This is a genomic window from Kitasatospora sp. GP30 (assembly GCF_029892145.1).
GTDB lineage: Bacteria > Actinomycetota > Actinomycetes > Streptomycetales > Streptomycetaceae > Kitasatospora > Kitasatospora acidiphila.
This window is the reverse complement of the sequence record NZ_JARZAH010000040.1, coordinates 1-23,793: the sequence shown is the minus strand read 5'-3', so window position 1 is coordinate 23,793 and position 23,793 is coordinate 1. Positions and strand designations below refer to the sequence as shown.

Genomic DNA, 23,793 nt, shown 5'->3' with positions numbered 1-23,793 from the left:
CGGCCTTGAAGTGCGCATCGCAGATTGATCGGGTCAGCCGAGCCGGCGGATCATCAGAAGTCGGTACCTAGCCGATTCCCGCCCCGTCCTGCGGGCTGGGCAGCCGCTTGCGCTGCCGCCGCCGTCGGCCTTCCGCTGTGACCGGGTGGCTTCGCAGGAGCGCCCGCGTGGGCAGGCCGGTCGCGGTGAGGCAGAGCAGGACGGCTCCGACGGCCAGTGGTATCGCCAGGCCCGGCGGGACGTACGGTCGGGTGCCCGCGACGCCGCGGGCGATGGGGACGAGGGTGGTCCAGGCGATCGCCCCGCCGACCGTCAGGCCGGCCGTGGCGACCAGCAGTGCCTCCCAGCGCATCATGCCGCGCACTTGACGCCGGGTGGTGCCGGCCAGCCGCAGCAGCGCGACCTCGCGGCGCCGGTCGAGCACCGTCATGACCAGCGTGTTGGCGGCGTTGACCGCGGCGAACCCGCCCAGGACGCCCGCCATCACGGTATTGGCCCAGGCGTTGAGCTCCGTCATCCGGTCCGACTGGGCGACGAATCCGGCCCGGTCGGTGACGGTCGTGCCCCCGCCCAGGCCGTTCAGCCCGGCCGCCACGGCCGCACGATCCGCGCCCGGCGCGTCGGCGACCAGTACCTGGCTGCCGTATCCGGCCGTGACGTGCGCGGCGACTGCCGCCTGCGGCAGCAGCACCTGGCCGAGGCCGAGCCCGCGATCATAGGTGGCCACCACGGTGGGCTTCACCGTGGTGCCGTCCCCGAGCCAGAGTGGTACACGGTCGCCGGTTCGCACCCCCAACTCGTCGGCCAGGCCCGCGTCCAGGGCGACGGTGTCGGTGGCGCGGCCGAGGTCGGCGAGCGAACCGCTGCGCACCGCGAGGTCGAGCACCCGGGGCAGCCTGGCCGGGGCCCCGTCGACGCCGAGCGCGGTGGCGGAGTCGATGGCGTGATCGTTGGCGAAGAGCACGGAGGTGCGCAGCACACCCACGGCGGCGTCCACGCCGGGTAGTTGGGCCGCCCGCTCGGTGGTGCCTGCGGGCAGGCCGGGGCCGGTGGAGCCGAGCACCTGGTCGGCGGTGATGCCGGTGCGGATGTTCTCGCCGGCGGCGTGGGCGATGGTGCTCTGGAAGACCAGCAGGGTGCCGCAGAACGCGGTGACCAGGACGATCGGGGTGATCGCGGAGGCCAGTCGGCGGGCGCTGGCCCGGGTGTTGTCGGCGGCCAGCGAGCCGGGCGCGCCGCCGGCCCGCAGCGGGGCGCCGAGCACGGCGGCGGCCAGCCGGGCCACCCAGGGGCCGAGCAGGGCGACCGCCATCATCAGGCACATGACGACGCCGAGCGCGGTGTTGGCGGCGTTCGTGCCGTCCAGCGTGGCGGCGAAGACGGCGGCCACCACGCCGCCCGCGGCGAAGAGCAACCCGAAGGAGGTTCGTACCGCGCCGGGTCGGCCCGGCTCGATGGCGGCCTGGCCGAGAGCCTGGCCGGGGCGCAGCCGCGACGGGCGGCGGGCGGCCAGGAAGCCGGCGGCCAACGCGGCCAGCGTGCAGGTGACAACGGCGGCGACGATCGGCAGCGGGCCGACGTCGAGCCGCACGCCGGGCGGGACCGCACCGCGCGACACCAACTGGTCGAACCACCAGCGGGCGAGGGCGAGTCCGGGCAGGGCGCCGAGTGCCCCGGCCACGGGGGCGAGCAGCATCGCCTCGGTGGCGATGGTGCGGCGGATCTGCCGGGGGGTGGCGCCGATGGCGCGCAGCAGGGCGAACTCTCGGGCGCGCTGACCGGTGGCGAGGGCGACGGTGCTCATGACGACGAAGACCGCGGTCATGGTGGCGTACCCCCCGAAGGAGCCGCCGATGCCCACCAGCAGGGTGCGGGCCTCGCCGATCTCGGGCTGCTCGACGGCGCCGCGGCCGTCCCCGGTGAACACCTCGGCGGCGCCGCCGACGGCCTGGCGAACCTGGGTGGCGAGTGCCTGGTCGGTCATGCCGTCGCGCGGCTGGACGGCGATCGCGTCGATGCGGCCCGGGTGGCCGGAGATCCGGTCGGCGGTGGCGTCGGCGAACCAGGCGGTGGGGCCGGTGGACTGTCCGGCGGCCAGGCCGCAGACGCGGTAGCTGCCGGTGCGGCCGGGAGCGGTGAGGGTGAGGCTCGCGCCGGGCGAGAGCTGGAACGTGCGCGCCGTGTCGGCGTCCAGCACCACCTCGTTCGGGCCGGGCGCGTGGCCTTCGACGAGCCGGTCGGCGGGGCCGGCGATGCCGAGCGCGGCGAAGGCCCGGCCGGTCAGCGCGGGGTGGTCGCTGCCGGCCGGCAGGGGGAAGGCGCTGTCCGGGCGGGCCGCGGCCACCCCAGGCAGTCCGGCGATCCGGCCCGCCAACGCGGCGTCCAGGCGGGCCCGTTCGGGCACCGACTGGGTCACGGTCTCGGTGTTTTGGCCGTCCCTCACGGTCATCCTGACGTCCGGGTCGGCGGCGATGACCACCGGCGTGTCGGCGTACCGGACGGGCGGTAGCTTCGCGGTCAGGCCGGTCTGCAGCAGGATGCCGCAGGCCGTTATGACGGCGGCTCCCAGCAGCAGGGCGATCAGGGTGCCCGCGAAGGCGGCGGGCCGGAAGCGCACGGAGGCGCGGGCCAGTCCGTTCGTCACGCCGCCACACCCACCGGGCGGGCGGTCAGCGCGACCATCCGGTTGGCGACGGTCTGCGGGTCCGGGTGGTGAAGTTGGTCGGTGATCGCGCCGCCGACGAGGAACAGCACCCGGTCGGCCGCCGAGGCCGCCACGGGGTCGTGGGTCACCATGACGACCGTCGCGCCCAGCGCGTCCACGGCGTGCCGCAGCAGGCTCAGCACCTCGTGCGCGGTATGGGTGTCCAGCGCGCCGGTGGGCTCGTCGGCGAACACCACGTCCGGACGGGTGATCAGTGCCCGGGCGATCGCCACGCGCTGCTGCTGCCCGCCGGACAGCTGGTCCGGCCGCCGCCCGCCGTGCTCGCCCAGACCCACCCGGGTCAGCAACTCCCGGGCCCGCGCCCGGTCCTGGCGCTTCCCGGCGAGCCGCTGCGGTAGCAGTACGTTCTGTTCCACCGTCAGAGACGGCAGCAGGTTGAAGGATTGGAAGACGAAGCCGATCCGGCTGCGGCGCAGCTTGGTGAGCTGGTTCTCGCTCAGCCGGGTGATCTCCTCGCCGCCGAGCCGGATCTCGCCCGCGTCCGGGCGGTCCAGGCCCGCCGCGCACTGCAGGAACGTGGACTTGCCGGACCCGGACGGGCCCATCAGGGCGGTGAAGCTGCCGTGGCTGAGCACCAGGTCGATCCCGCGCAGGGCGTGCACCGCCTTGTCGCCACGGCCGTGGGTGCGGCGCACCCCGTGCAGCTCGATCGCGGGGTGCGCCGGCCGGTCCACGGAGGAGGGGGCCGCTTCGTACCCAGTCGCGGCGGGCTCGTTGGCGGCGGTCACCTTCCTCGGGTTGCTGGTCGCGAACCCGGTCAGGGCGCGGATCACGATCTCCTCCTGGGGTGGGGTGGTTACGAGGCGGCCGAGGATTCCCGGGCCCGACTCCAGCCCATCACCTGGCCGGCGCGTTCTCGTCCGAGCGCGGGACGAGAACGCGTGGGGGACCGGGGTCCACCGGCAGGTGGGAACCAGGACCCTGCTCCTACCCCAGGCTCCGCCTCAGGGCCCGGTGGCCTCCAGGCGTGCCCAGTGCCGGCGGTGGGACCCCGATCGGCGGGACCCCCAGCACGCCCCAGGCAGCGGTGGCACCAGCGATGTTCCGCTCTACCCCACGGTGAAGACCGGCAGCGGCCCGATCGCGACCGGGTCCGCCTCGGGTCCCTCGATCATCGCCGGGGCCAGCGGCCCCGTGGCCTCCGGCCGGCTGCTCACCCCGCTGGGCAACGGCCGGTTCGAGATCACCAGCGCCGTGAACGGCCTCGCGCTCACCGAGAACACCAAGAGCTACTTCGCCGAGGCCAACCCCTGGACCGGAGATGTCAACGAGCTTGTAGGTGTGGTGTTTTCGGGACCATCCGGGCTGGTTGTCGAGGATGTGGCGGACGGGGGCGAGGTCATCCGAGGGTCTGCGGGTTCGATGGCCGGGCCATTACCGACGCACCCCTATTGATATGGGCCTGAGCTCCATACCATCTCGCCATGGAGCTCGAATTCCGGCACCTTCGGATCATCTGCAGCATCGCGGACAGCGGCAGTCTGACGCGGGCCGCCGCGTCGTTGCGGCTGACCCAGCCCGGCCTCAGTGCCCAGTTGACGCGGATCGAGCGGGTCCTCGGTGGTGAGCTGTTCAGCCGCGCGCAGTCGGGTGTCGTCCCGACCGCGTTCGGGGAGGTGGTCCTCAGCCGCGCGCGAGCGGTGCTGCCGACCGTCGATGAGCTGCTGGAGGTCTCCGCTCTCGCTGCGCAGAAGGGCTGTTCGCCGCACCGCTTCCGGCTCGGCTCCGTCAACGCTCCTCTGCTCGGCGGGTTGATCACGGCGATCAGGTTGCACCATCCGGAGGCCGAGATCAGTTCGCGGGGCCAGGGATGCACCGTCCCGCTCGTCGACGACATCGCCGGCGGCCGTCTCGAAGCGGCGGTGGTGGGCGACAGCCCCGGTTACCAGCTCGCGCTCCCCCCAGGAGTCACCGCCGAGCCGATCGCCACCGAGCCGCTCTTCGTGGCACTGCCGGCAGCCCATCCGCTGGCGGCGCTGGAGGAGGTCAGGCTGGAGGACCTCGAGGACGAGGACTGGGCCGCTCCTCGTCCGGACAACGACCGGATCCGTGAGTACTGGTCCAGGACCCTGCTCGTCATGGGCCATCGCATGCGCGTCGTCCACGAGGCGGAGGGCCGGCTCCTGCTGGACGTCGTCCGCAACGGCCACGCGGTGAGCTTCTGCCAGGCCACGTTCGAGGAGGTGCCGGGCATCGCCGTACGTCCGATTGCCGGGAATCCGCTCTGGTACCGGCATTTGCTTGCCTGGCATGAGGAGGGGCCGCTGGAACCGTTGGGCCCCTCGCTCGTGCGGAACGTCACCGAGGCGTACCAAGCGGCGTGCGCCCGCAGCACGGTCTACCAGGGCTGGCTCGAAAGGCACGACGGCGCCGCACCACCACAGCGCACGCAGCCGGCGTGCTGAGCGGAAGTTCCGCGGCGCTACCCGGGCACCACTTGTAGGTCCAGACGGTGTCGGTGGACGCGTCGGAGGCGTTCACGTAGACCCGGATGCGGGCGGTGTCGTCCTGGAACCACTGGCCGGGTTGCCAGGTCTGCATGTCCAGTGTGGTGCGGTTTCCGGTGGGTGCGGCGGCGTTGGGGTTGGTGACCACCCCGAGTTGCGAACCCGGCCGGCCGCGCCCTCGCGGTCGGCCGACCGGGTGTACTGAGCGGTCCCGCGTACTGTCGGCAACTGCCGCCGTTGCAGCTTCACGACGCGAGCTGATGGGTGGTCACGCCGGATCTACTGCTTGGTGATCCTGACGGTGTCCGAGAGCGGCCCTCGGCGCAGCACGTCGATCCGGACCCCCGTCGTGGGGTCGCTGAAGGACTGGCCGGGCTGATAGGCGGCCATGTCGAGGGCGGTGCAGCCGGTCGGCGCGGTGGCGCCCGGGTTGCCGTTGACCACCTGGACGGGTCCGTAGCCGGTCTGGGTGGAGGTGTCGACCTTGTAGATGAGCACACCGGTGGAGCAGGCGTTGGCGTCCCCGGCTATGGCCCGGCGGGATTCGGCGACGTACGCCGTGCTCTCACCGGTGCGGATCACGGCGATCTTGGTGCCGCCGGGGCGCTCGACGGCCTCCAAGCGGGCGGTGCGGCTGCCGGAGGCGGGCAGGCAGGCGACCTGGCGGTCGTCGATCCAGCCGAACTTCCAGCGCTCCCAGCCGGTGTGCTGCGGTGCGGGGCCGGCGATGTTGCCCATCAGGTCCCAACCGCCGACGTAGGGGTGCACGTCGGTGCCGGTGAAGGCGTACAGGTCGGGCAGGCCGAAGGTGTGGGAGGTCTCGTGGTCGGCGACCTTGTAGCCCCAGTGGTACATGTCCTGGCCGAAGGTGATCGCCCACTTGATCCGGGTGCCGTTGACGGTGATCCCGGCGGTGGTCGGGTCGTAGAGGTACGTGGGGGAGAAGGCGATCGCGGAGGCGGTCTTGGTGGGGACGATGTAGAGCATGTCGTACTTCGAGAAGTCCGTGTACGGTGCGGCGGCCTGGACGGCCTGCTTCACGTACAGCTCCTGCTGGTCGAACGTGATGCCGCGCTGGAATCCGTACGAGGCGGAGGTCTGCGGCATGGTGATCCATCGCTTCAGTGGATCGATCTCCAAGTGGAGTCTGCCGTAGGAGTCCTGCTTCATCCAGTCCTGCGCGGGGGCGAGTTCGCGGTAGTAGTCGTCGAGGGAGCCGGTAGCCGGTGCGTCCGGGAAGTCGACGAACAGCATCAGCACGTGCTTGGTGCCGAGCGGCTGCTGGAACTGCGTGTAGTCGGTGTTGTGGCCTTCGTCGGTCCAGCCGGTTTGTCCCGGCAGGGCGCAGTCGGAGGCCGGCGCGGCAGTGCCGGGCCGGGCGGTGTCCGCCAGGGCCGGGGTGGCGGCGGTCAGCGTGATGGTCAGCGCCAAGGCGGCGGTGAGCGGGCGGAGTTTCATGGCGTTCCCTTTCCGAGAATATCTGACGACGCGTCAACTGCGGTCGGCGGCAAGGTTCATCAGGCGGGCGAGGACGCGGTCACCGGAGGCGGTGACACCGTCGTGCTCCCACTCGTTGGTGACCCAGGCGCGCAGCGAGCCGACCGCGCGGGCGGTGCGCAGCGACAGGCCGGCGTCGACGTACATGTCGTCGTGGTAGACGGCGGCGGCGACCGGAACCCGGTTGGCGGCGAGCCGGGCCGGGTCGTACAGGGCGGGCCAGTCGGTGCGCTCGGCGAGCAGGTGGACGGCCTCGGCGAACGGGCGCAGCCCGGTGATCTCCTCGAACATCCACGGGTAGAACATCTCGCCGGTGAACAGCAGGGGGTCGGTGTCCTCGGCGAACTCGGGGCGGGTGGCCACGGCCCGGGCGGCGGCCCAGCCGGTGGCGGCTCCGGGGCAGCCGTAGATCGACTCCTGGAGGGCGGCGAAGAGCGGGTTGTCCGTGAAGCCGGTCAGATGCGCCACCTGCTGAAGGAAGGTGGCCGAGAGCGCGCCGTCCGGGTCGAGGGCCTCGTCGAAGAGCCAGTGCAGGCGTTCGAAGCCGTCGCCCATGCCGAGGGCCAGTCCCAGGGTGCGCAGCCGCCGGACCGTCAGCCGGTCGCCGTCGGGGAGGTGGACGGCCCGCTGGTCGAGCAGGTCGGCGATCCGGCGGACCAGCCGGCGATCCTCGGGGTAACGGGCGTAGTAGGCACCGACCTTGTCCCGCACGCGGGGGTAGGTGGCGGCGTAGACGTCTTCGGCGGTGGCGTCGAGGCCGGGCAGGCCGCCGGTGACGTAGCAGGCGCGCAGGCCTTCGGGGGCGAAGGAGAGGTAGCTGAGGGTGACGAAGCCCCCGTAGCTCTGTCCGAGGGTCTCCCATGGCTCGTCGCCGCACAGTTGACGGCGGATCAGTTCCGCGTCGGCGACGATCGAGTCGGCGCGGAAGTGGGCGAGGTGGTCGGCCAGCGCGCCGGCCGAGGGGGACTGGGCAGCGGCCCGTGCGGTGAGCGGCGTGGAGCGGCCGGTGCCGCGCTGGTCCAGCAGCAGCACCCGGTGGGTCTTGAGCGCGTGGCCGAGCCAGCCGGCCGTGGCGTTCAGCGGGCGGGGGGACTTCCCGCCCGGCCCACCCTGGAGGTAGAGCAGCCAGGGCAGCCGTTCGTCGGCCCGCACGGGGTCGACGACCTCCCGGGCGAACAGCTCGATGGTTCCCCGCCCGGGTTCGGTGTGGTCGAGCGGCACGTCGAAGACGTGGTCGGTCACGGCGAGTCCGGGCAGCCGGTACTGGGCGCGGATCACGGCGTCCTCTCGGGGTAGTGGCAGGCGACCTGCTGTCCGGGGGCGATCGTCCGCAGCTGCGGGCGTTCGGCGGCGCAGAGTTCGTCGGCCTTGGGGCAGCGGGTGCGGAACCGGCAGCCTCCCCCAGCCTCCGGCCGGGAGGTACCCCCGCGGCGGACGAACGGGCTGGGCGGGTCGCCGTGGAGCACGATCCTCCCCCGGCTACCGCCGGGAGGTGCCCCCATCCGGGTAGCCTCCAGGTCCGGGTCGGGCAGTGGCACGGCGGACAGCAGGGCGTGGGTGTACGGGTGGGCCGGGTGGGCGAACAGGGTGTCGCGGTCGGCGGTTTCGACGATCGAGCCGAGGTACATCACGGCGATCCGGGTGCTGATCTGGCGGACGGCGCCGAGATCGTGGGCGATGAACAGGTAGCTGAGTCCGTACTGATCCTGCAGGTCCTTCAGCAGGTTGAGGATCTGCGCCTGGACCGACACGTCGAGCGCGGAGACCGGCTCGTCGCACACCACCAGCTTCGGACGCAGGGCCAACGCCCGGGCAATGCCGATGCGTTGGGCTTGTCCGCCGGAGAACTCGTGGGGATGGCGGTCGGCGTGCTCCGGCCGTAGGCCGACCCGGGCCAGCAACTCCTCGGCCGGCTGGTCGGGTTCCAGCCCCTGGTAGCGGTAGGGGCCGGAGAGGATCTGACGGACGGTGTGCCGGGGGTTGAGCGAGGAGAAGGGGTCTTGGAAGACCATCTGCAGGTCACGGCGGACCGGGTGCAGGGCCGTCGCTCCCCCAGCCCCCACGGGGGGCTGGGAGGTGCCCCCATGCCCGGCGAGATCGCGCCCGGCGAAATGGATACTGCCCGAGGTGGGCCGCTCCAGGCGGGTGATCAGTTTGGCGACGGTCGACTTCCCGCAGCCGGATTCGCCGACCAGGCCGAGGGTTTCGCCGGGCCCGACGACCAGAGAGACCCCGTCGACGGCCGCGATGTGGCCGGCCAGCCGTCGGGTCAGACCGTGGCGTACCGGGAAGTGCTTGACCAGGTTCCGTACTTCGAGAAGGCTCATTCTGCGGCTCCGAGGGTGGGCAGCCGGTCCGGCAGGGGGCCGTCGATGCGCGGAACGCAGGCCAGCAGGCCCCGGGTGTACGCCTGTTGCGGCCGGTGGAACACGTCCCGTACCGGACCGCGTTCGACCGCGCGACCCTGGTGCATCACCGTGACCTGGTCGGCCAGGCCGGCGACCACGCCCATGTCATGGGTGATCAGCATGATGGCCGTGCCGGTCTCCTCCCGCAGCTCGCGCAGCAGTTGGAGGATCTGCGCCTGGACGGTGACGTCCAGCGCGGTGGTCGGCTCGTCGGCGATCAGCAGGTCGGGTTCCAGGCACAGGGCCATCGCGATCATCACGCGCTGCCGCATCCCGCCGGAGAACTCGTGCGGATAGCAGCGGGCCCGCCGTTCCGGCTCCGGGATGCCGACCCGGTGCAGCATGCGCACCGCGATCCGGTGCGCCTGCTTGCGTCCGGCGCGGTGGTGCGCCCGGTACGCCTCGGCGATCTGGAACGCGACCGAGTAGTACGGGTTGAGGCAGGACAGCGGATCCTGGAAGATCATCGCGATCCGGTCGCCGCGCAGCCGGCGCAGCGAGCGCTGGTCGAGCGCGGTCAACTCCCGCCCGTCGAAGCGGATCTCGCCGCTGACCCGGGCGTCGCGCAGCAGGCCGAGCACGGCGAGGCTGGTGACCGACTTGCCGCTGCCGGACTCACCGACCACGCCGAGCACTTGGCCGGCGTCCAGGTCGAGGTCGAGCCCGTCCACGGCGCGAACGCCGGAGCGGAACTCCACGGCCAGGTCACGTACCGTCAGCAGGGTCATCCGAGTGCCCTCACTCTCGGGTCGAGGACGGCGTACACGAGGTCCACCAGCAGGTTGGCGAGGACCACGAAGGCGGCCGCGAACAGCGTCACCCCGAGGATCACCGGCTGATCGGCCGAGGCGATCGCGTCAGCCGCGAGCTTGCCGACGCCCGGCAGGCCGAACACCGACTCGGTGATCAGCGCGCCACCGAGCAGCGCGCCGAGGTCCATGCCGAAGATGGTCACGATCGGCATCAGGGCGGGCCGCAGGGCGTGCCGACGCACCACCGTGAGCTCGGGCAGGCCCTTGGCCCGGGCGGTGCGCACGTAGTTCTGCCCGAGGCTCTCCACCATCTCGCCACGGGCGACCCTGGCGTAGATCCCGGCGTACAGCATGGCCAGCGTGATCCACGGCATCACCATCGACTGCGCCCAGCCGACCGGATCGGCGGTGAACGGCACGACCTGCGGGTACGGCAGCAGCTTGAGCTGCACCACCAGCAGGTACTGCAGCACCAGGGCGGTGAAGTAGATCGGCAGCGAGACCCCGCCGAGGGCGGCCGTCATCGCCGCCCGGTCCCACAGGCTGCCACGCCGCAGGGCCGAGACCACGCCGGCACCGACGCCGACGGCGAGCCACAGCACGGCGGCACCGATGGCGATCGAGAAGCTGACCGGCAGCCGGCTGGTGAGCGTCTGCCACACCGGCTGGTCGGTCTGGAAGCTGAACCCCAGGCACGGGACAGGGCAGTTGACGGCCTGCGCGCCGCTGCCGTAGGTCCGCCCCGAGACGATGCCGGCCAGGTAGTCGCGGAACTGGACCAGCGGCGAGTGGTTCAGCCCGAGGGTGGTGCGGATCTCGGCGATCCGCTCCGGGCTGCACGCCTTGCCGCAGGCGCCCTGCGCGGGGTCGGCCGGCATCAGGTAGAAGATGGCGAAGGTGGCGGCGCAGACCACCAGCAGGATGGCCGCCGTGACGGCCAGTCTGCGCAGCAGGTAGAGGATCATCGAGGCCGGCTCCGGGGGTCGAGCGCGTCGCGGACGGCGTCACCGAGCACGTTGAAGGCGAGCACGGTGACGAACAGGAAGGCACCGGGGATCAGGAAGTAGGCGGGGTCCGCGGCGTACCAGGGCACGGCGGTGGCGATCATCTGACCCCAGGAGGGGGTGGGGGCCTGGACACCCACACCGAGGAAGGACAGGCCGGCCTCGGTGGCGATGTAGCCGGGGATCGACATCGTGGCCACCACCAGGACCGGCCCGGTCAGGTTGGGCAGCACCTCGCGCAGCAGCAGCGCCCGCCGTGAGGCGCCGAGCACCCGGGCGGCCGCGACGAACTCGCCCCGCGCGAGCACCATCGCCTGTCCGCGCACGATCCGGCCGACGTACGGCCAGCCGAAGAAGCCGAGGACCACGACCAGGAGCAGCCGGCGGTCCACACCGGGCGCCGCCGAGATCAGAGCGATCATGAAGATGAGGCTGGGGAAGGACAGCAGCAGGTCCATGGTGCGTCCGATCGCGGTGTCGACCCACCCGCCGAAGAACCCGGCGACCAGGCCCAGCGCCGTTCCCAACACTACCGACAGCGCGGTGGCGAGCACGGCGATCAGCAGTGACACCTGTGCGCCGTACACCACCCGGGCGAGCACGTCCCGGCCGTTGACCGGCTCCACGCCCAGCCAGTGCCGGGTGCTGATCCCGCCTGCGGCACCACGCGGCAGGCCGCCGAGCGCCGGGTCCACCGCGTCGCTGTGGAAGGCCGTCGGCGAACTCCCGGCGACCCAGGTGATCAGCGGCGCGGCAACCGCGACCAGGACCAGCCCGGCCACCACGGCCAGCGCGATGGCCGCCGAGCGCTGGGCCAACAGTCGTCGCAGCACGGTCACTTGAGGCAGTACGGTCACTTGCGCAACCCCAGGGAGACCAGGTCGAGCCGGCCGACGTAGGCGATGTGCCCGTACGCTCCGGCGACCTTCGGACCGACGAGGATCGGCGCCTTGTCCCACAGGAACGGCACCACCGGGGCGTCCTTCATGATCTGCTGGGCGAGCTGCCCGTACGCCGCCTGGGCCGCCGCCGGATCACCCATGGCGGCGATCTTGTCGATCTGCGCGTCGACGGCCGGGGAGTCGTACTGCGAGTAGTTGTTGTTGCCCTGACCGGTGATCAGACGGCCGTCGAACACGATCGGCAGGTACGTCGACGCGCCAGGCCAGTCCGGGGACCAGCCGGCGATCACCAGGTCGTGCTCCTGGGAGGTGTTGCCGACCGTGCTGTAGAACGCCGAGGAGCTGATCTCGTTGATCTTCACGGTGATGCCGGCCCGGCCGAGCGAGGCCTGGACCGCCTCGGCCTGCGCCTTGCCGGCAGTCGAGGCCGGGGCGTCGAGGGTCAGGGTGAGGCCGGAAGCGTGGCCCGCCTCGGCGAGCAGCGCCTTGGCCTTGTCCGGATCACCCTTGCCGTCCTTGCTCGGATAGGGGTCCTCGGCCTGGTAGCCGAGGGACGGCGGCAGCAGGCTCGTCGCCAGGTCGCCGGCGATCGGACCGCCGCGAGTGGTGCGCAGGGCGTCCTTGTCCAGCGCGTACGCGATGGCCTGGCGCACCCGGATGTCGTCGAGCGGCTTGTGCTTGGTGTTGATGCTCAGGTAGCGGGTGTTGATCGAGTCGCCGGTGACCAGCCGGCTCTTCAACTGCGGATCGTTCAGCACCCGCCCGACCGAAGCGGGACCGATCGGCTCCAGCGCGACCGCGTTCGCGTCCTCCCCCTGCCCGGCGATCAGCCGCTGGTCGACCACCGCCGCGTCCAGACCGAGGTCGATGACGACCTTGTCGGGCAGGCCCTTGCGGACGGGGTCGGTCGCCGGGTCCCAGCTGGTGTTGCGGACCAGGGTGAGCTGCTTCTTCGGCTCGAAGCCGTCGATCTTGTACGGGCCGGACGAGAACGGCCTGGAGTCGTAGTTGACGCCGGTGTCCTTGTCCTGCGGCACCGGCGCGAACATCGGCAGCGACGCCGCCGAGCCGAAGTCGGCCACCGGGCGGTTGAGATGGAAGACGACGGTGCCGCTGTCCGGGGTCTCGATCGAGGCCAGCCCGGCGGGGTCCTTGTAGGGCCCCTTGTACGACTCGCCGCCGGCCAGCCACGTTCGGGCGTACGGCGGCCCCTCGGGCAGCTCGGCGGCGAAGGTCCGCTCCACTGCGTACTTGACGTCCTTGCTGGTGATCGGGCGGCCGTCCTCGAACTTCACCCCCTGCTTGAGGGTGAAGGTCCAGGTCTTCGCGCCGTCGCTGGGCCGACCTGTGTCGGTGGCCAGATCCGGCACGATCTTCCCGCCCGCCTGACCCGGCGCGGCGGCGAAGGTGGTCAGCGTCCGGTAGATCAGCCGGCTCACGTCCTGTGAGGACGTGACGTAGTTGCGCGCCGGGTCAAGGTGCTCCAGGTCGAGGGTGGACAGCACGTGCAGGGTGCCGCCCTTCACCGCTGCCGCGCCCGTCACGGTGGAGCCGTCGCCACCGCCCGTACAACCGGCCGCCGACAGCAGCCCCAGGGCGGTGCCGAGGGCCAGCCCGACTCTTCGTTGTCTCACGTCTCCTCCATGCATGATGTGACATTTCATGCGTGGGAGAAGATTGGCTGACCGACGAGCCCTCCAGAAGATCCCAGAACTCCATCACATCGCGTTATGGAGCTCCGGCAGGGACAGCGGCGACCTGCCCTTGCCGTGGTGGGGGGGGCGGGGGGGGGGCCCCCCCCCACGACAACCCACCCGAACGGTGAGTCGCGGCCTCGACACGAAACGCTACCTCCGCAGCCCTGGCGGACAGCGCCAAAAGGCCCCCCGTGCAAACGCGGGCAAAAGACGGCCGCGAATGTCTCGTTTGTCCACCCTTCTCGGAAGTCTGCGCCAGCACACCGACCTCCCCGACCTTCGGCCGCGGGCCGGCGCTGGGTTGTGCGGCGTGAGCGCGACAGAGGCAGGCACCGCATCCGACGGACTCGGCGACGACCGGACGCTGCTCCGCCGACCGACACCCAGACCTACTGCGCCCGCGCCGACTGGTCCCGGCAGGCCCTAGATGTTCTGACCCGTGACGCCGTCTCCCCGTCCATTCGGAACGCTACGGGCCACACTGCCTGAGCCGAGACCGGCCTGGGCTTCGGTCACTGTCACCGGGATAAACGAGAGACAGAGGTGCAGATAACTGTGCAACCCTTCCCCAGCAAGCCCGGAGAGCCGACTCGGGCCACCACACCTTCCAGGAGACCCCGACCGACGACGGTCAAGCACAGTGGCAGCTGGGTGTGCGGCGACCCTTTCGCCATACCAAGGGAGACCCGCAGGTCAGCGACTTGTTGTCATCGCCACCGAAAAGGTTTAGGCAGCTTGGCATATGCCAAGAGTGATCACTTAGAACGCGCAATCGATTACGATACGTAGTCAAATGTGATGCAGATCACAGAAGTTGAGATGCGTCAGCCACATCCCCTACCTGCTGTTCGACTTGCTTTCCACTGCCCGGCTCCAACACCGAGTGGTGCGAACCCGGGTGGCCGGCCGCCAGCAGGACGGCGATTTGCGGCCCAGTTCCATAGGAACCACTACCGTCACCTCGACGTGTTACGTTCAGGAACCGGTCGTGTACAGCAGCCGAGGGGGATCGTGATGGCAGGCGGATTCCACGTCGTACCAACAGACATGCTCATCGCCTCAGCAGGCTTCACTGATCTTCAGAACTGGGCGTCCCTCCAGATCCATCGCGCCCTGATCGGCTCGATGGACGACGCTGCCGGCATGGCCGGCGACGACGATGCCGGCCACTCCTTCGCCGCCAAGTACGACCCCGCCGCGCACGCCGTGGTGACCGCGGTCGGACGAGCTGTCGCGCAGCTAGGTGGCACCGCCAACGGCCTGTACTCGATGGCGATGAACTACATCAAGACGGACGCCGATGTCGCGGCGAACCTGATGCAGCCCTACGAGCTGCCGGCTTCCAGCAACCCGGGCTGCGACGAGGAGCCACTCAATGTGCAGATCCCCTCGGCGGTCGGCCACAACAACTCCGCCGTCGACGAGATCATCGCCCAGTTCTGGCCCCAGGGAGACCCCGGAAAGCTCCGCCAGGCCGCCTCAGACTGGAAGAAGCTGGCCCAGCTAGTCAGCACCCTCGGTCTCGAATGCGACAAGCGGGTCCAAACCGTCACCGCGTCCAGCACCTCATCGGCCGTCGACGGCTTCGCCGCGTCCTGGGCGAAAATGCACGACGGATGCGCCACACAGGGCCCGCTGCTGAACACCATCACCAACGCCGCCTACAAGCTCGGAACCGCATGCGAGTCCTACGCCCAGGCCGTCGACGACCTGCGCTCCAAGCTGGAGGAACTGGCGGGTGGCGCCGCTATCGTCGCGGGCGTCGGGATCGGCCTGACGCTCTTCACGTTCGGCGCCTCGGACGCGGCCGCGGCCGGTGGTGAGGCGGCCATCGCGGCGGAGGCCGGTACCGCGGCCGCCGCCATGGCCACCGAGCTCGAAGGCAGTGCCGAACTCGCGGTCCTCGCCGAGGCGGAGGCCATCGTCAACGAGGCCGCCGCCGGCCTGTCCCCCATCGTCACGACCGCCGCGGTCACCGCTGCTGGAGCCACCGTGGCTATCGCCGGCGCGCCGGCGGCCGTGGCGACCACACCAGCACCGGGCCCGCCACCCGGCCCGCCACGAGCCCCTGGCCCCAGCGTGCTCGGCCCGATCCCCCCAGACCCGAACTCCCCGTTCAAAGACCTCTCACCCGAACAGCAAGCCCAGTTCCGGCAGTGGATGCAGCAGATGGGCGCCGACGGCCGCACCACACCCAAGGTGATGCCCCCACTGGTCAACTCGAAGGGAAAGCCGACCAAGCCGTCGGTCATCGACGCCCGCGCCTACCAACTGCGCATCTCCGGCGACACCGAATACAGCCTGTACACCACCGAACTCAAGGACAACGGCAGCCAGTGGGCGGTCGATGCCGACGGCGTTCGTCCGCAAGACGGGGCGATCGTCGAAGCCAAGTACGTCAACCAGCAACCCGGCAACTGCTCCCCGTACCGCTTGAACAACTCGGACGGCGTTATCCCCTTCCTGTACGAGGACAACGAGAAGAAGCAGAGCTGGGAGATCGCGCGCTACGGCTCCGCGATCAACGACCCACGCAACCGCGTCAACCACCTCGAGATCGATACCAACGATCCAAAGGCAGCCGCCTACTTCGAGGCGATGCGGCTAGCGAACGGCGTGCCAGGCCAAACCCGCATCGTCCCATGACCATCGCCCCGGAAGGATCGAGAGGAAACGCCGATGTCAGGTAGCTACTACGTGCGGCCCGATGAAAGGCAAGGCGCACGCTGGGACTTCACCACGGACGAACTCACCCGAACCGTCACCGAACTCAACCCCGACGCCACCGCGTCCGGGTCGTCCGGGCCTGATGCAACGATCGAAATCCAGGTCCGTGGGCAGGTGCGTGACCACAGCATCCTCTACTTCGCCGACAGGCCGGTATTCGTGTTCCCCGAGCAGGACGAGCTCGACGTCCCCGCCTCGATGGTGCTCCAGCTGCTGCAGCGCCTGGCGCCGGATGCGGAGACGCTCTGGTTCTCGGACTTCGACGGCGTGGTCCATCCGCTCCAAGTGAACGGCAGCGTCGATGACTTCGTCGACGACCTCCTTTCCGAGTAGCGCACCAGTAGGAAGTGCCATCGGCAAAGCCGCCCGCTACCGTCTCACCTGCGGTGCTGTCCCACGCGCCAGGCCATGCGTCGCCGGTGCTTAGTGGTCGGCTCCGGAAGTCCTTCGGGGGTTGATCATGCGGCGAGGCGGAAGGAGGATTCTTCCTGGTGATCGGCGGTGCGCCGGTCGAGCCTGGCCAGCAGATCGTCCAGGTCGGAGGTGGTGAACTTCCACTGGAACGGCTGTGCCGTGGCGTTGTAGCGGTCTTCGAAGGCTCAGAGCCGGTCCCCGACCTGGGCGAGGTCGGTGAAGTCGTTGGGTGAGACGACCTTGCGCTGGACGACGGAGAAGTAGATCTCCACCTGGTTCAACCACAAAGCATGGATGGGGGTGTGCACCATCACCGCGTTCGGGAACGCGATGATCAGCCGGTCGGCGGCCTTCTTGCCTCGGTGGGAGGAGCCGTTGTCGACGATCCAGAACACACGCTTGGCGCTGGCATAGGGCTCCTGGCTCATGACCTGGGTGACCAGGGTCATGAACGGTTCGATCCCGGTCCTGGGCTCGGTACGGCCGAACACCTTTGCGTAGTGGACGTCGTAGGCGGCCAGGTACGCCAAGGCGCCTCCGCGACCGTAGGTGTGGTTCACGCGCATCGCGCGGGCCTGCCCGGGGGCGAGGGTCGGGTGGCAGCGGCAGCGGGCCTGGATAGAGGTCTTCTCGTCCGCGCTGATCACGTACTCGTCCTCACCGAGCGGTTGGCCCTGCCAGGTTCGGGCGTACAGGTCCAGGACGCGCTCGGCCCTCGCCCGGAAGTCGGGGTCGGTGATGAAGATCCATGAGCGGTGCCGCCAGGGCTTGAGCGCGTCCTCGGCGAGCCAGCGGCGCACAGTGGAGGCCGCCACGAACGTAGCGATGCCCCGGGCCATAGCCTCATTGGCCAGCTCTGGGCACGACCAGCGCGACAGCGGCACGCCGGTTTCGACGGGCAACTGGCAGGCCAGCGCCTTCACCTGGGCGGCCTGCAGCGCGCTGAACGCGGAAGGGCGACCGGGGCGGTTGCGGTCGGTCAGCCCGGCCAGGCCCTGCTCGGCGAAGCGGCCTCGCCACCTGCGCACCGTGTCCAGATGCAGGCCGGTCTCCCGGGCGATGCGCGCGTTGGAGCGTCCACGCGCCGCGTGCAGAACCACCTGTGCCCGCAGACGCAGCCGATACTCGGTCTTGTGGCCGTAGGCCATCTTCTTCAGCCGCTCGCGGTCCGAGGCGGTTGGAGATATCGGGCGGGCCGGAGCAACGGGCATGAGGCGAGGACCAATCGGGAGAAGTGGATCACGACAGCCCGTAGCTTGCTGTGCTCGGTCCCCGGCCCACCCGGCACCATGGCGGTCGTGCCCACACCGCCGGATCACACCAGGCCCCCCGGAGCGCCGACTTGGAGGGCACGCCCGCACGGCTTGGCCGCAGCCGAGTACCTATACGTGATGTCTGCACGCAGTGCGGGCCCACACGATGGGGCCCGTCGGGGTGCCAATAGCCTCTCTTCATGTGAGTTCCCTGCCGAGAGAGGAGACACCGTGATCGTCGAACACGAGTTGACGGCCCCTTGGGAGGCGGTCTTGATGGAGCCGACCGCGGGCAACGGCACGGGTGTCGTTGTACTGGCCGGATCGAGCGGCCGCGTGGACCGCCAACGAGCGAGGCTTCTCGCCGAGCAGGGTCTCCTCGTCCTGGCCATACGCTGGTTCGGCGGACCAGGGCAGCCGGCGGGGATCTGCGAGGTGCCTCTGGAGACGTTCGTCGCGGCCGTCGACCTGCTGAAGTCTCGTGGAGCGCAGCGCGTCGGCATCCTCGGCTGGTCCAAGGGTGCCGAGGCCGCGCTGCTCACCGCGGTCTACGAGCCGCGCGTCAACGCGGTGGTGGCCATCTCTCCGACGTCGCTGGTCTGGTGCAATGTGGGGCCGGGGCTCGACGGGCGGGACCGGCCTTTGAGGTCCTCCTGGACCTGGCAGGGGCAGCCGCTGCCCTTCATCCCGATGGACGGCGACTCCTGGCAGCCTGTGGAGCAAGGCGACGGTCCGGTGGCGATCCGCGGCTGGTACGAACTCAGCGAGCGGACGTTCGCCCGACGTCTGGACGCCGCCGCGATCCCGGTGGAGAAGGCGTCCGCCGACATCCTGCTTGTCGCCGGCGGCGACGACGCGATGTGGCCTTCCCTGCGGTATGCCGAGCAGTTGGCCGCGCGCCGCCGAACAGCCGACGCCCCGGTCCACCTGGTGACCCGCGACGACGCTGGACACCGGCCGCGCTTCCCGGGTGAAGGCCCCGCCGCACCCTCGAAGACCTTTGCATACGGAGGGACAGCCCGCAGCGACGCCCTGCTTGGCGAAGCAGCCTGGGCACCCATCCTCGGCCTGCTCCATCCGGGGCAGACCAAGGCCAACTCCAGGTGATAGGTGTCAACATCGTCGTGGTGTTACTGCCGGGCGGGCTTGCGCGCGCGAGGCGTCGGGGCCTACGCGTAGCAGACTCCGACGTCAACCCCCGAAGGACTTCCAGGCTCGACCACTAAGCGCCGTGCCTGAGGAGGACGGGCCGTCGTGAAGCGCTGCCAGCCGCTGCATCAGCCCCCGCGGCCCCGCGTCGACCGCCGCGGGCCGCATCCGGCCGCCACCTGCCCGTGCCCTTGAGGCGCAGGGTCCCGACTGATGGGCCACAGCGGGGTTCTGGCGGCCTTTCAGGGCCCGGCTGGAGGCGGAACAGCTGCCCGGCCCTGTGAAGCCGCCTACGGGCGCATAGCGGCGCTGCGCCCCACGGGCGCGTCCACTTCTCGGGGATGCCCTTGCGTGACCTGGCACCTACCCAGATAGACCTGCACGCACGGCAACTGTAGACAATGTCGGCGCTCAGCACGTCCGCGCGGGTGAACAGGCTCCCTTTGCAGGCCGCGCCGCCCCAGCCGTCAGGCTCTGGTCTGGTCGCCGCTGCGCGGCTACCCTCATACCCAAAGGCGATCCAGCGCGACAAGCGCTGCGATGTCGGCACTCCGCACAACGGACCATGGGGGGCTCTGCATGAGACTGAGATTCGGGCGCCGCACAGCAATGATCGCAACAGCCGCAGCAATGAGTGTCGGCACGCTCGTCACGATGGCGGGAAGCGCTTCCGCTGCCGATACCGTGCCGATCAGCGTCGGCCACTATGTCGGCCTCTACAACCAGCCCAACACCACCGGCGGCAAGGTTTACTACAACGGCTACCAGTTGCCCGATGTTCCCCCGGGTGGCGCTATCGTCGCCCAGTGCTGGACCGTCGGCCAGGCTATCGGCAACTACGGCGACACCTGGTACCGCACGAACGAGGTGGACTGGAACGACGGCTACGGATGGGTTACGGGTCTACCCACCGCCTACGTCTTCGCCGGGTACGCCGACGGCAACGCCCGTAGCGTCAACCGGGATCCGAACATCCCTCAGTGCTGATCCATGACGCCAAGCACGTGCCGAAGCAATCCTTGACCCGGCGTAGGCAAGGGTGAGTCGGACGGGGCGGCGGTCGACCAGGACCGCCGCCCCGTCCGTGGCTTTGCCGTACCAGTGGGAGCCGAAGACGCACACCACGCCCGCAGCCCGGAAAGACGGGAGCGCCTAACACCCCGCGCCCATGACTAGTCGACGTACGGCTTGAACTCCCAGGCGATGTGCGCGGCCAAGTCGCTCCTGTGGCGGCGGTCCTTCCGTGACTCCCGAACGAAGCTCAGCAGCCGCTCCGGGCTGACAATGTGCACATTCAGGCAGCGCAGGTACGGGCCCCACAGCGGCGCCCCGTGGATGACCATTACCGGCTCCGGAGTGCCGAGCATGTCGTTGCTGGACCATTCGATCTCCGTGAGGAGTTTGCGGACCTCCTTGGTGCAGTCCCACTTGCCGTACGTCAGCGTCATCTCGTGATCGGTGGGCCTGACCTTCGCCCCCGGGACCGGCTTCCAGTTCTTCGAGTCGATGACGAGGAGTTGCCCCTGGGGGCCGATAGCGATGTGGTCCAGGTTCGCCCGGTGCCCCGGGATGCTTCGGTCGTTGAGGATCGTCCATCCTTCGGCCTCGAGGGGCTTGAGGATGCGGTAGGTGGCTTCCTCGCCCTCGGCGCCGCGCTCCCAGCGGTCGGCCGCCTTGAGGTCCTCGGCAGTGGGCGGGACGTGGTACGTCTTCGGTTCGCTCCAGCCCGCGACGGGGCGCTTCTTGGCCGCGGCGTATGCGATGGTGGCGATGGGGACCGCGAGTAACTCGAGGAGGATGCCGAGGTCGGCCGCGTAGGCGATGAGGAGCCATACGAGGGTGTAGGGGGCTGCGACGGCGGCGCACTTCGCTGGGCGGCGCATGGTGTAGATGCGTTCCGGCTGGGTGGTGCCGGTCGTGCCAGCGCGGAGCCGTGCGGCTTCGCGGCGTGCGCTGGCTCCGGGGGTGTTGGGCTGGATGGTGCGCTGCGGGGTGACGGTCACAGCGGCAGTTTGTCAGCAGCGAGTGACAGATGGTGACTGAATTTCCTGGACGCCACTGAACGAGCCAGGAGGGCGGTCTGACGGTCGCTCAGGGCCGGACAGCGACCCGATCCTGCGAGGCCGCCTACGGGCACGCAGCGGCGCGAGATGAGGCATGCCGCCAGCCAGCCCAACAACCAGCCTGCAAAGATATCGGCGATGGTCGTCGGCGGCTAGAGCAGCCCCTCGTTCTCAAGCGCCCAGTCGAGCGGGACCCCATTCTCCGGGTAGTGCTTGATGATGGGGCAGTGACGCGCCAGCTCGGTGTAGCCGTGCTTCCAGTCACACGCGAGATCCGCGGCCAGCCCGCCGAACCTGTCCAGGTCGAGGTGATCGGCTGGTTCAACAAGAAGCAGTCCTACCTCAATGCGCCGCCCCTCGCTTCGAACCGGACAGCGATACAAGCGGTTCTCGAAGCCCACGACCGATGTCGCCAGGCCAGCCGCCGTCTCGCCTTGACGTGCAGCGACAGCCTTCCTCAGGTGCGCCTGGACCGCTTGCTGCCACCCGTTGAAGGCAATCGAGTTCGCGTAGCCATCTGGCACTGGGATCACGTGTACCCGATTCAGTCGAGGCGAAGGATGCCTCAAGTCCTCACTCCTTCTTGATTCTCGGACGAGCGTGGCGGGCCCGTTCAGCTTGAGACGCCATTCCTCACGGTAGTCGGGGTGTTCGGCATAGGACTGCGCGAGGACGCGAAGTGCGTAGGCAAGGCCGACCGAACGAGGGTCTGACGGGTCCATCGCTGCGTGGTCTCGCGCGAGCATGTCGATCAGATCGAGCATGGGTAGGTGGCTGTCAAGGATGGCCTCGGCGCCGAAGACCCGCGCAACGTAGGCGTAGGCGTGGTTGTCCTCCAAGTTGCGTGCACGGAGGAACCGTAGGAGATCGTCCATGGGCCTCATCTTCGCCTGCCGGCGCGGCCTCAGGGTCGACTCAGGGCGGGCGTCCACCGCGGAAGACGGTAGGTCAGGCGCCGTCACTGGAGTCGCCGCCACCGCCGGCCTTGACGCCGAGTCGGGCCAGGGCCGTCGTCCAGTCGTTGGCGATGGCCTGCTGCGCCGCGGCGAGCTGCACCTGGCTCTTGCAGACCGCGGAGTGCAGCGCCGACTCCACAGCGTCCTTCGGGTTGTTCGGACCCTTGCCAGCGACGTGGCCCGGCGATGGGGGTTCCACCCACAGGTTTCGGGCGTCGTCTGGGTCTCCGCCGAGCTGCAGCGAGATCAGGTGGTCGTACTCGGCATCGCCCATCGCGCCCGTGTAGCCGTAGCTCCGCGCGTTCTCCGTCTTCTCCCGGTTCGTCACCGACACCGGTGGCCGGATGCCGGAGGTGTAGCCGCCCGGCCGGCAGATCGTGTCCTTCAGGTTCGCCTGGGTGACGGCGGGGCTCGTCGCACCCGGCGTGCACGCCGGATCCGGCAGCGGCTGCCCGTCCGCCGTGTGCCGGTAGTGGCAGGAGCCCGGCGCGGGCTGCGGCTGGACGGTGTACGAGGCCTGCGGGCCCGGGCCGACTGCCAGCGTCCCGGCCGCGACACTCGCCGGGGGCGCCGCCGGGCCTTGGCCGCCGGCGTGCGACGAGTGGGACGGGCTACAGCCGGCCGCCAGCAGGACAACAAGAACAGCAGCGGCAGGAACACGATGACGCACGATCACTCCGGGGTGCAGGGCGATGGACCGCCGAGCATTCTCCCAGACGCGCTTGCTGCCCCGCTGATTTGAACTACGGGCCCGGCTGGTAGCTCAGCGTGTTGGCGATAAGGGCGCGAGCCTGAAGTGCCGGACGGCGAGTCGAGGCGCAGGCTGGAAACGGTAGAGGCGAGGCGGCAGCAACCGGAGTAGCAGCCATGTTCCAAACGATCGCCGACGTTTTCCGCGCGGTGGGCAACGCCATCGCCACCGTGGTAGCGGCACCTTTCAAGCTCATCGCACGACTTTTCGGCGGGGGGTAGCCCCGACGACGTGGCCCAGCGGTACCGCTAACTAGGCCGGCGACCCGGCGCCTTCCTGGAGGCCGCCTTCTTCGCCGGCTGCTTGGCCTCCGCCTTCGGGCGGTCCTCTTGGGCCTTCGCGACAGCGGCCTCCAGCACGGCGAGCAGGTCGCTCACCCCGCCAGCGGGCGGCAGCACCCGCGCCTCGGGGGCATGCGGTGCCGGGAGGCCGGCGAGTTTCGCGTCGACGACCTGCTCGAGGGCGTGCGTGTATTCGTCCCGCTCATCCTCGATCCGGAAGTCCGCGCTGACCGCGTCCATCAGCTGCGTGGCCAACTGCACCTCTTCGGGGCGCAACTCCAGCCTTGCAGGGGCGACGCCTTCGACCGGCCGGACCTCGTCGGGCCACAGCAGGGTCGTCATCAGGATGGCGTCGCCGCGGACGGCGAGTGCCACCAGGCTGTCACGGGTGCTTCTCTGAACTACGCACGCGACATGACGCCTGGAGCGGCGTTCAGCGCTGCCGGCGCGGCCTCGTTGCAGGCTTAATCGCTTGCCGTGAGGTGGCAAGAGGCGGACACTACCGCGGTGTTCACAGATGCCGATGCTGCCGCCCTGTACGACGCGCTTAACCCGTGGGATCCGGACCACCGCCCAGGGGACGCCTTCTACTTTCCGCTTGTCATGGGCGCCCAGTCCGTCCTGGACGTCGGGTGCGGCACCGGCACCATGCTGCATCTGGCCCGCGAACGCTGTAGGTGCCAAGAACCACGTCCGTGCTGGTCAGTTGACATGTGGGCGCTGTCGCGAGGCCGGCCGGTCCAGTGACAGCGAAGGTCTCGCTCGCT

At 70.0% G+C, this 23,793-nt stretch carries 20 protein-coding genes and 2 pseudogenes; 8 read left to right on the top strand and 14 right to left on the bottom strand.

Annotated features, from left to right (window positions below; genetic code table 11):
- Positions 1 to 67: 67 nt before the first annotated feature.
- Both P3T35_RS33775 and P3T35_RS33770 read right to left on the bottom strand, forming a co-directional pair.
- The gene (locus tag P3T35_RS33775) at positions 68 to 2,644 is read right to left on the bottom strand and encodes an ABC transporter permease (protein WP_101384317.1); all 2,577 of its coding nucleotides are present in this window, start codon (positions 2,642 to 2,644) and stop codon (positions 68 to 70) included.
- Positions 2,641 to 3,399 carry an ABC transporter ATP-binding protein gene (locus tag P3T35_RS33770; protein ID WP_280709025.1) on the bottom strand — a complete coding sequence of 253 codons (759 nt, stop codon included), beginning with the start codon at positions 3,397 to 3,399 and terminating at the stop codon, positions 2,641 to 2,643. Before P3T35_RS33770 ends, P3T35_RS33775 begins: the two co-directional genes overlap by 4 nt.
- Before the next feature lie 385 nt (positions 3,400 to 3,784).
- Here P3T35_RS33770 and P3T35_RS33765 point away from each other — a divergent pair, with 385 nt between their 5' ends.
- Positions 3,785 to 4,120 (top strand): hypothetical protein, encoded by a 336-nt coding sequence (locus P3T35_RS33765; protein ID WP_143677025.1) that lies wholly within the window; start codon positions 3,785 to 3,787, stop codon positions 4,118 to 4,120.
- A gap of 29 nt (positions 4,121 to 4,149) precedes the next feature.
- Positions 4,150 to 5,130, top strand: coding sequence for a LysR family transcriptional regulator (locus P3T35_RS33760; protein WP_101384319.1), 981 nt, complete (start codon positions 4,150 to 4,152; stop codon positions 5,128 to 5,130).
- A 321-nt stretch (positions 5,131 to 5,451) separates the two neighbouring features.
- On the opposite strand, the gene P3T35_RS33755 is transcribed toward P3T35_RS33760, so the two are convergent.
- From P3T35_RS33755 to P3T35_RS33725, 7 genes and pseudogenes are all read right to left on the bottom strand, one after another.
- Entirely contained in the window at positions 5,452 to 6,630 is a 1,179-nt protein-coding gene (locus tag P3T35_RS33755; RefSeq protein WP_101384320.1) for a M6 family metalloprotease domain-containing protein, read from the bottom strand.
- A gap of 33 nt (positions 6,631 to 6,663) precedes the next feature.
- Complete coding sequence (locus P3T35_RS33750) at positions 6,664 to 7,947, bottom strand: alpha/beta fold hydrolase (protein ID WP_280708995.1); 1,284 nt, start codon at positions 7,945 to 7,947, stop codon at positions 6,664 to 6,666.
- Positions 7,944 to 8,996 carry an ABC transporter ATP-binding protein gene (locus P3T35_RS33745; protein ID WP_101384321.1) on the bottom strand — a complete coding sequence of 351 codons (1,053 nt, stop codon included), beginning with the start codon at positions 8,994 to 8,996 and terminating at the stop codon, positions 7,944 to 7,946. Before P3T35_RS33745 ends, P3T35_RS33750 begins: the two co-directional genes overlap by 4 nt.
- 41 nt (positions 8,997 to 9,037) lie before the next feature.
- Positions 9,038 to 9,805 (bottom strand): annotated as a pseudogene (locus tag P3T35_RS33740) (ABC transporter ATP-binding protein); the annotation flags it as partial.
- Positions 9,802 to 10,794 carry an ABC transporter permease gene (locus P3T35_RS33735; RefSeq protein ID WP_101384323.1) on the bottom strand — a complete coding sequence of 331 codons (993 nt, stop codon included), beginning with the start codon at positions 10,792 to 10,794 and terminating at the stop codon, positions 9,802 to 9,804. The pseudogene P3T35_RS33740 and the gene P3T35_RS33735, both read right to left, overlap by 4 nt.
- Positions 10,791 to 11,690, bottom strand: coding sequence for an ABC transporter permease (locus P3T35_RS33730; protein WP_101384324.1), 900 nt, complete (start codon positions 11,688 to 11,690; stop codon positions 10,791 to 10,793). The genes P3T35_RS33735 and P3T35_RS33730 overlap by 4 nt, the downstream gene beginning before the upstream one ends.
- Positions 11,687 to 13,369, bottom strand: a complete 1,683-nt coding sequence (locus P3T35_RS33725; RefSeq protein ID WP_280708992.1) for an ABC transporter substrate-binding protein — start codon at positions 13,367 to 13,369, stop codon at positions 11,687 to 11,689. Before P3T35_RS33725 ends, P3T35_RS33730 begins: the two co-directional genes overlap by 4 nt.
- A gap of 1,077 nt (positions 13,370 to 14,446) precedes the next feature.
- Between P3T35_RS33725 and P3T35_RS33720 the strand changes: the two genes are divergently transcribed.
- Together P3T35_RS33720 and P3T35_RS33715 are read left to right on the top strand one after the other, a co-directional pair.
- A complete protein-coding gene (locus tag P3T35_RS33720; RefSeq protein ID WP_143676946.1) occupies positions 14,447 to 16,078 on the top strand; it encodes a restriction endonuclease fold toxin-2 domain-containing protein in 1,632 nt (543 codons plus the stop codon).
- 33 nt (positions 16,079 to 16,111) lie between these two features.
- Positions 16,112 to 16,492 carry a hypothetical protein gene (locus tag P3T35_RS33715; protein WP_101383030.1) on the top strand — a complete coding sequence of 127 codons (381 nt, stop codon included), beginning with the start codon at positions 16,112 to 16,114 and terminating at the stop codon, positions 16,490 to 16,492.
- Positions 16,493 to 16,758: 266 nt separating this feature from the next.
- Here P3T35_RS33715 and P3T35_RS33710 read toward each other — a convergent pair whose 3' ends face one another.
- Entirely contained in the window at positions 16,759 to 17,784 is a 1,026-nt protein-coding gene (locus tag P3T35_RS33710; protein WP_280708989.1) for an IS630 family transposase, read from the bottom strand.
- A 273-nt stretch (positions 17,785 to 18,057) separates the two neighbouring features.
- Between P3T35_RS33710 and P3T35_RS33705 the strand changes: the two genes are divergently transcribed.
- Together P3T35_RS33705 and P3T35_RS33700 are read left to right on the top strand one after the other, a co-directional pair.
- Positions 18,058 to 18,933, top strand: a complete 876-nt coding sequence (locus tag P3T35_RS33705; RefSeq protein WP_280708987.1) for an acyl-CoA thioester hydrolase/BAAT C-terminal domain-containing protein — start codon at positions 18,058 to 18,060, stop codon at positions 18,931 to 18,933.
- A 672-nt stretch (positions 18,934 to 19,605) separates the two neighbouring features.
- A complete protein-coding gene (locus P3T35_RS33700) occupies positions 19,606 to 19,962 on the top strand; it encodes a hypothetical protein (protein ID WP_101383029.1) in 357 nt (118 codons plus the stop codon).
- 185 nt (positions 19,963 to 20,147) lie between these two features.
- Here P3T35_RS33700 and P3T35_RS33695 read toward each other — a convergent pair whose 3' ends face one another.
- The 3 genes from P3T35_RS33695 to P3T35_RS33685 all read right to left on the bottom strand — a co-directional run bounded on the left by P3T35_RS33695 (position 20,148) and on the right by P3T35_RS33685 (position 22,664).
- Positions 20,148 to 20,978 carry a nuclease-related domain-containing protein gene (locus P3T35_RS33695; RefSeq protein WP_101383028.1) on the bottom strand — a complete coding sequence of 277 codons (831 nt, stop codon included), beginning with the start codon at positions 20,976 to 20,978 and terminating at the stop codon, positions 20,148 to 20,150.
- A 212-nt stretch (positions 20,979 to 21,190) separates the two neighbouring features.
- Positions 21,191 to 21,913 carry a DUF6221 family protein gene (locus P3T35_RS33690; RefSeq protein WP_101383027.1) on the bottom strand — a complete coding sequence of 241 codons (723 nt, stop codon included), beginning with the start codon at positions 21,911 to 21,913 and terminating at the stop codon, positions 21,191 to 21,193.
- A gap of 73 nt (positions 21,914 to 21,986) precedes the next feature.
- Positions 21,987 to 22,664, bottom strand: a complete 678-nt coding sequence (locus tag P3T35_RS33685) for a hypothetical protein (RefSeq protein ID WP_280708984.1) — start codon at positions 22,662 to 22,664, stop codon at positions 21,987 to 21,989.
- Positions 22,665 to 22,861: 197 nt separating this feature from the next.
- Between P3T35_RS33685 and P3T35_RS33680 the strand changes: the two genes are divergently transcribed.
- Positions 22,862 to 22,966, top strand: a complete 105-nt coding sequence (locus P3T35_RS33680; RefSeq protein ID WP_280708983.1) for an LPFR motif small protein — start codon at positions 22,862 to 22,864, stop codon at positions 22,964 to 22,966.
- 27 nt (positions 22,967 to 22,993) lie between these two features.
- Here the strand turns inward: P3T35_RS33680 and P3T35_RS33675 are convergent, their stop codons facing one another.
- Complete coding sequence (locus P3T35_RS33675; RefSeq protein ID WP_101383025.1) at positions 22,994 to 23,401, bottom strand: hypothetical protein; 408 nt, start codon at positions 23,399 to 23,401, stop codon at positions 22,994 to 22,996.
- Between the two features lie 132 nt (positions 23,402 to 23,533).
- Here P3T35_RS33675 and P3T35_RS33670 point away from each other — a divergent pair.
- Positions 23,534 to 23,695, top strand: a pseudogene (locus tag P3T35_RS33670) (class I SAM-dependent methyltransferase); the annotation flags it as partial.
- Positions 23,696 to 23,793: the final 98 nt, after the last annotated feature.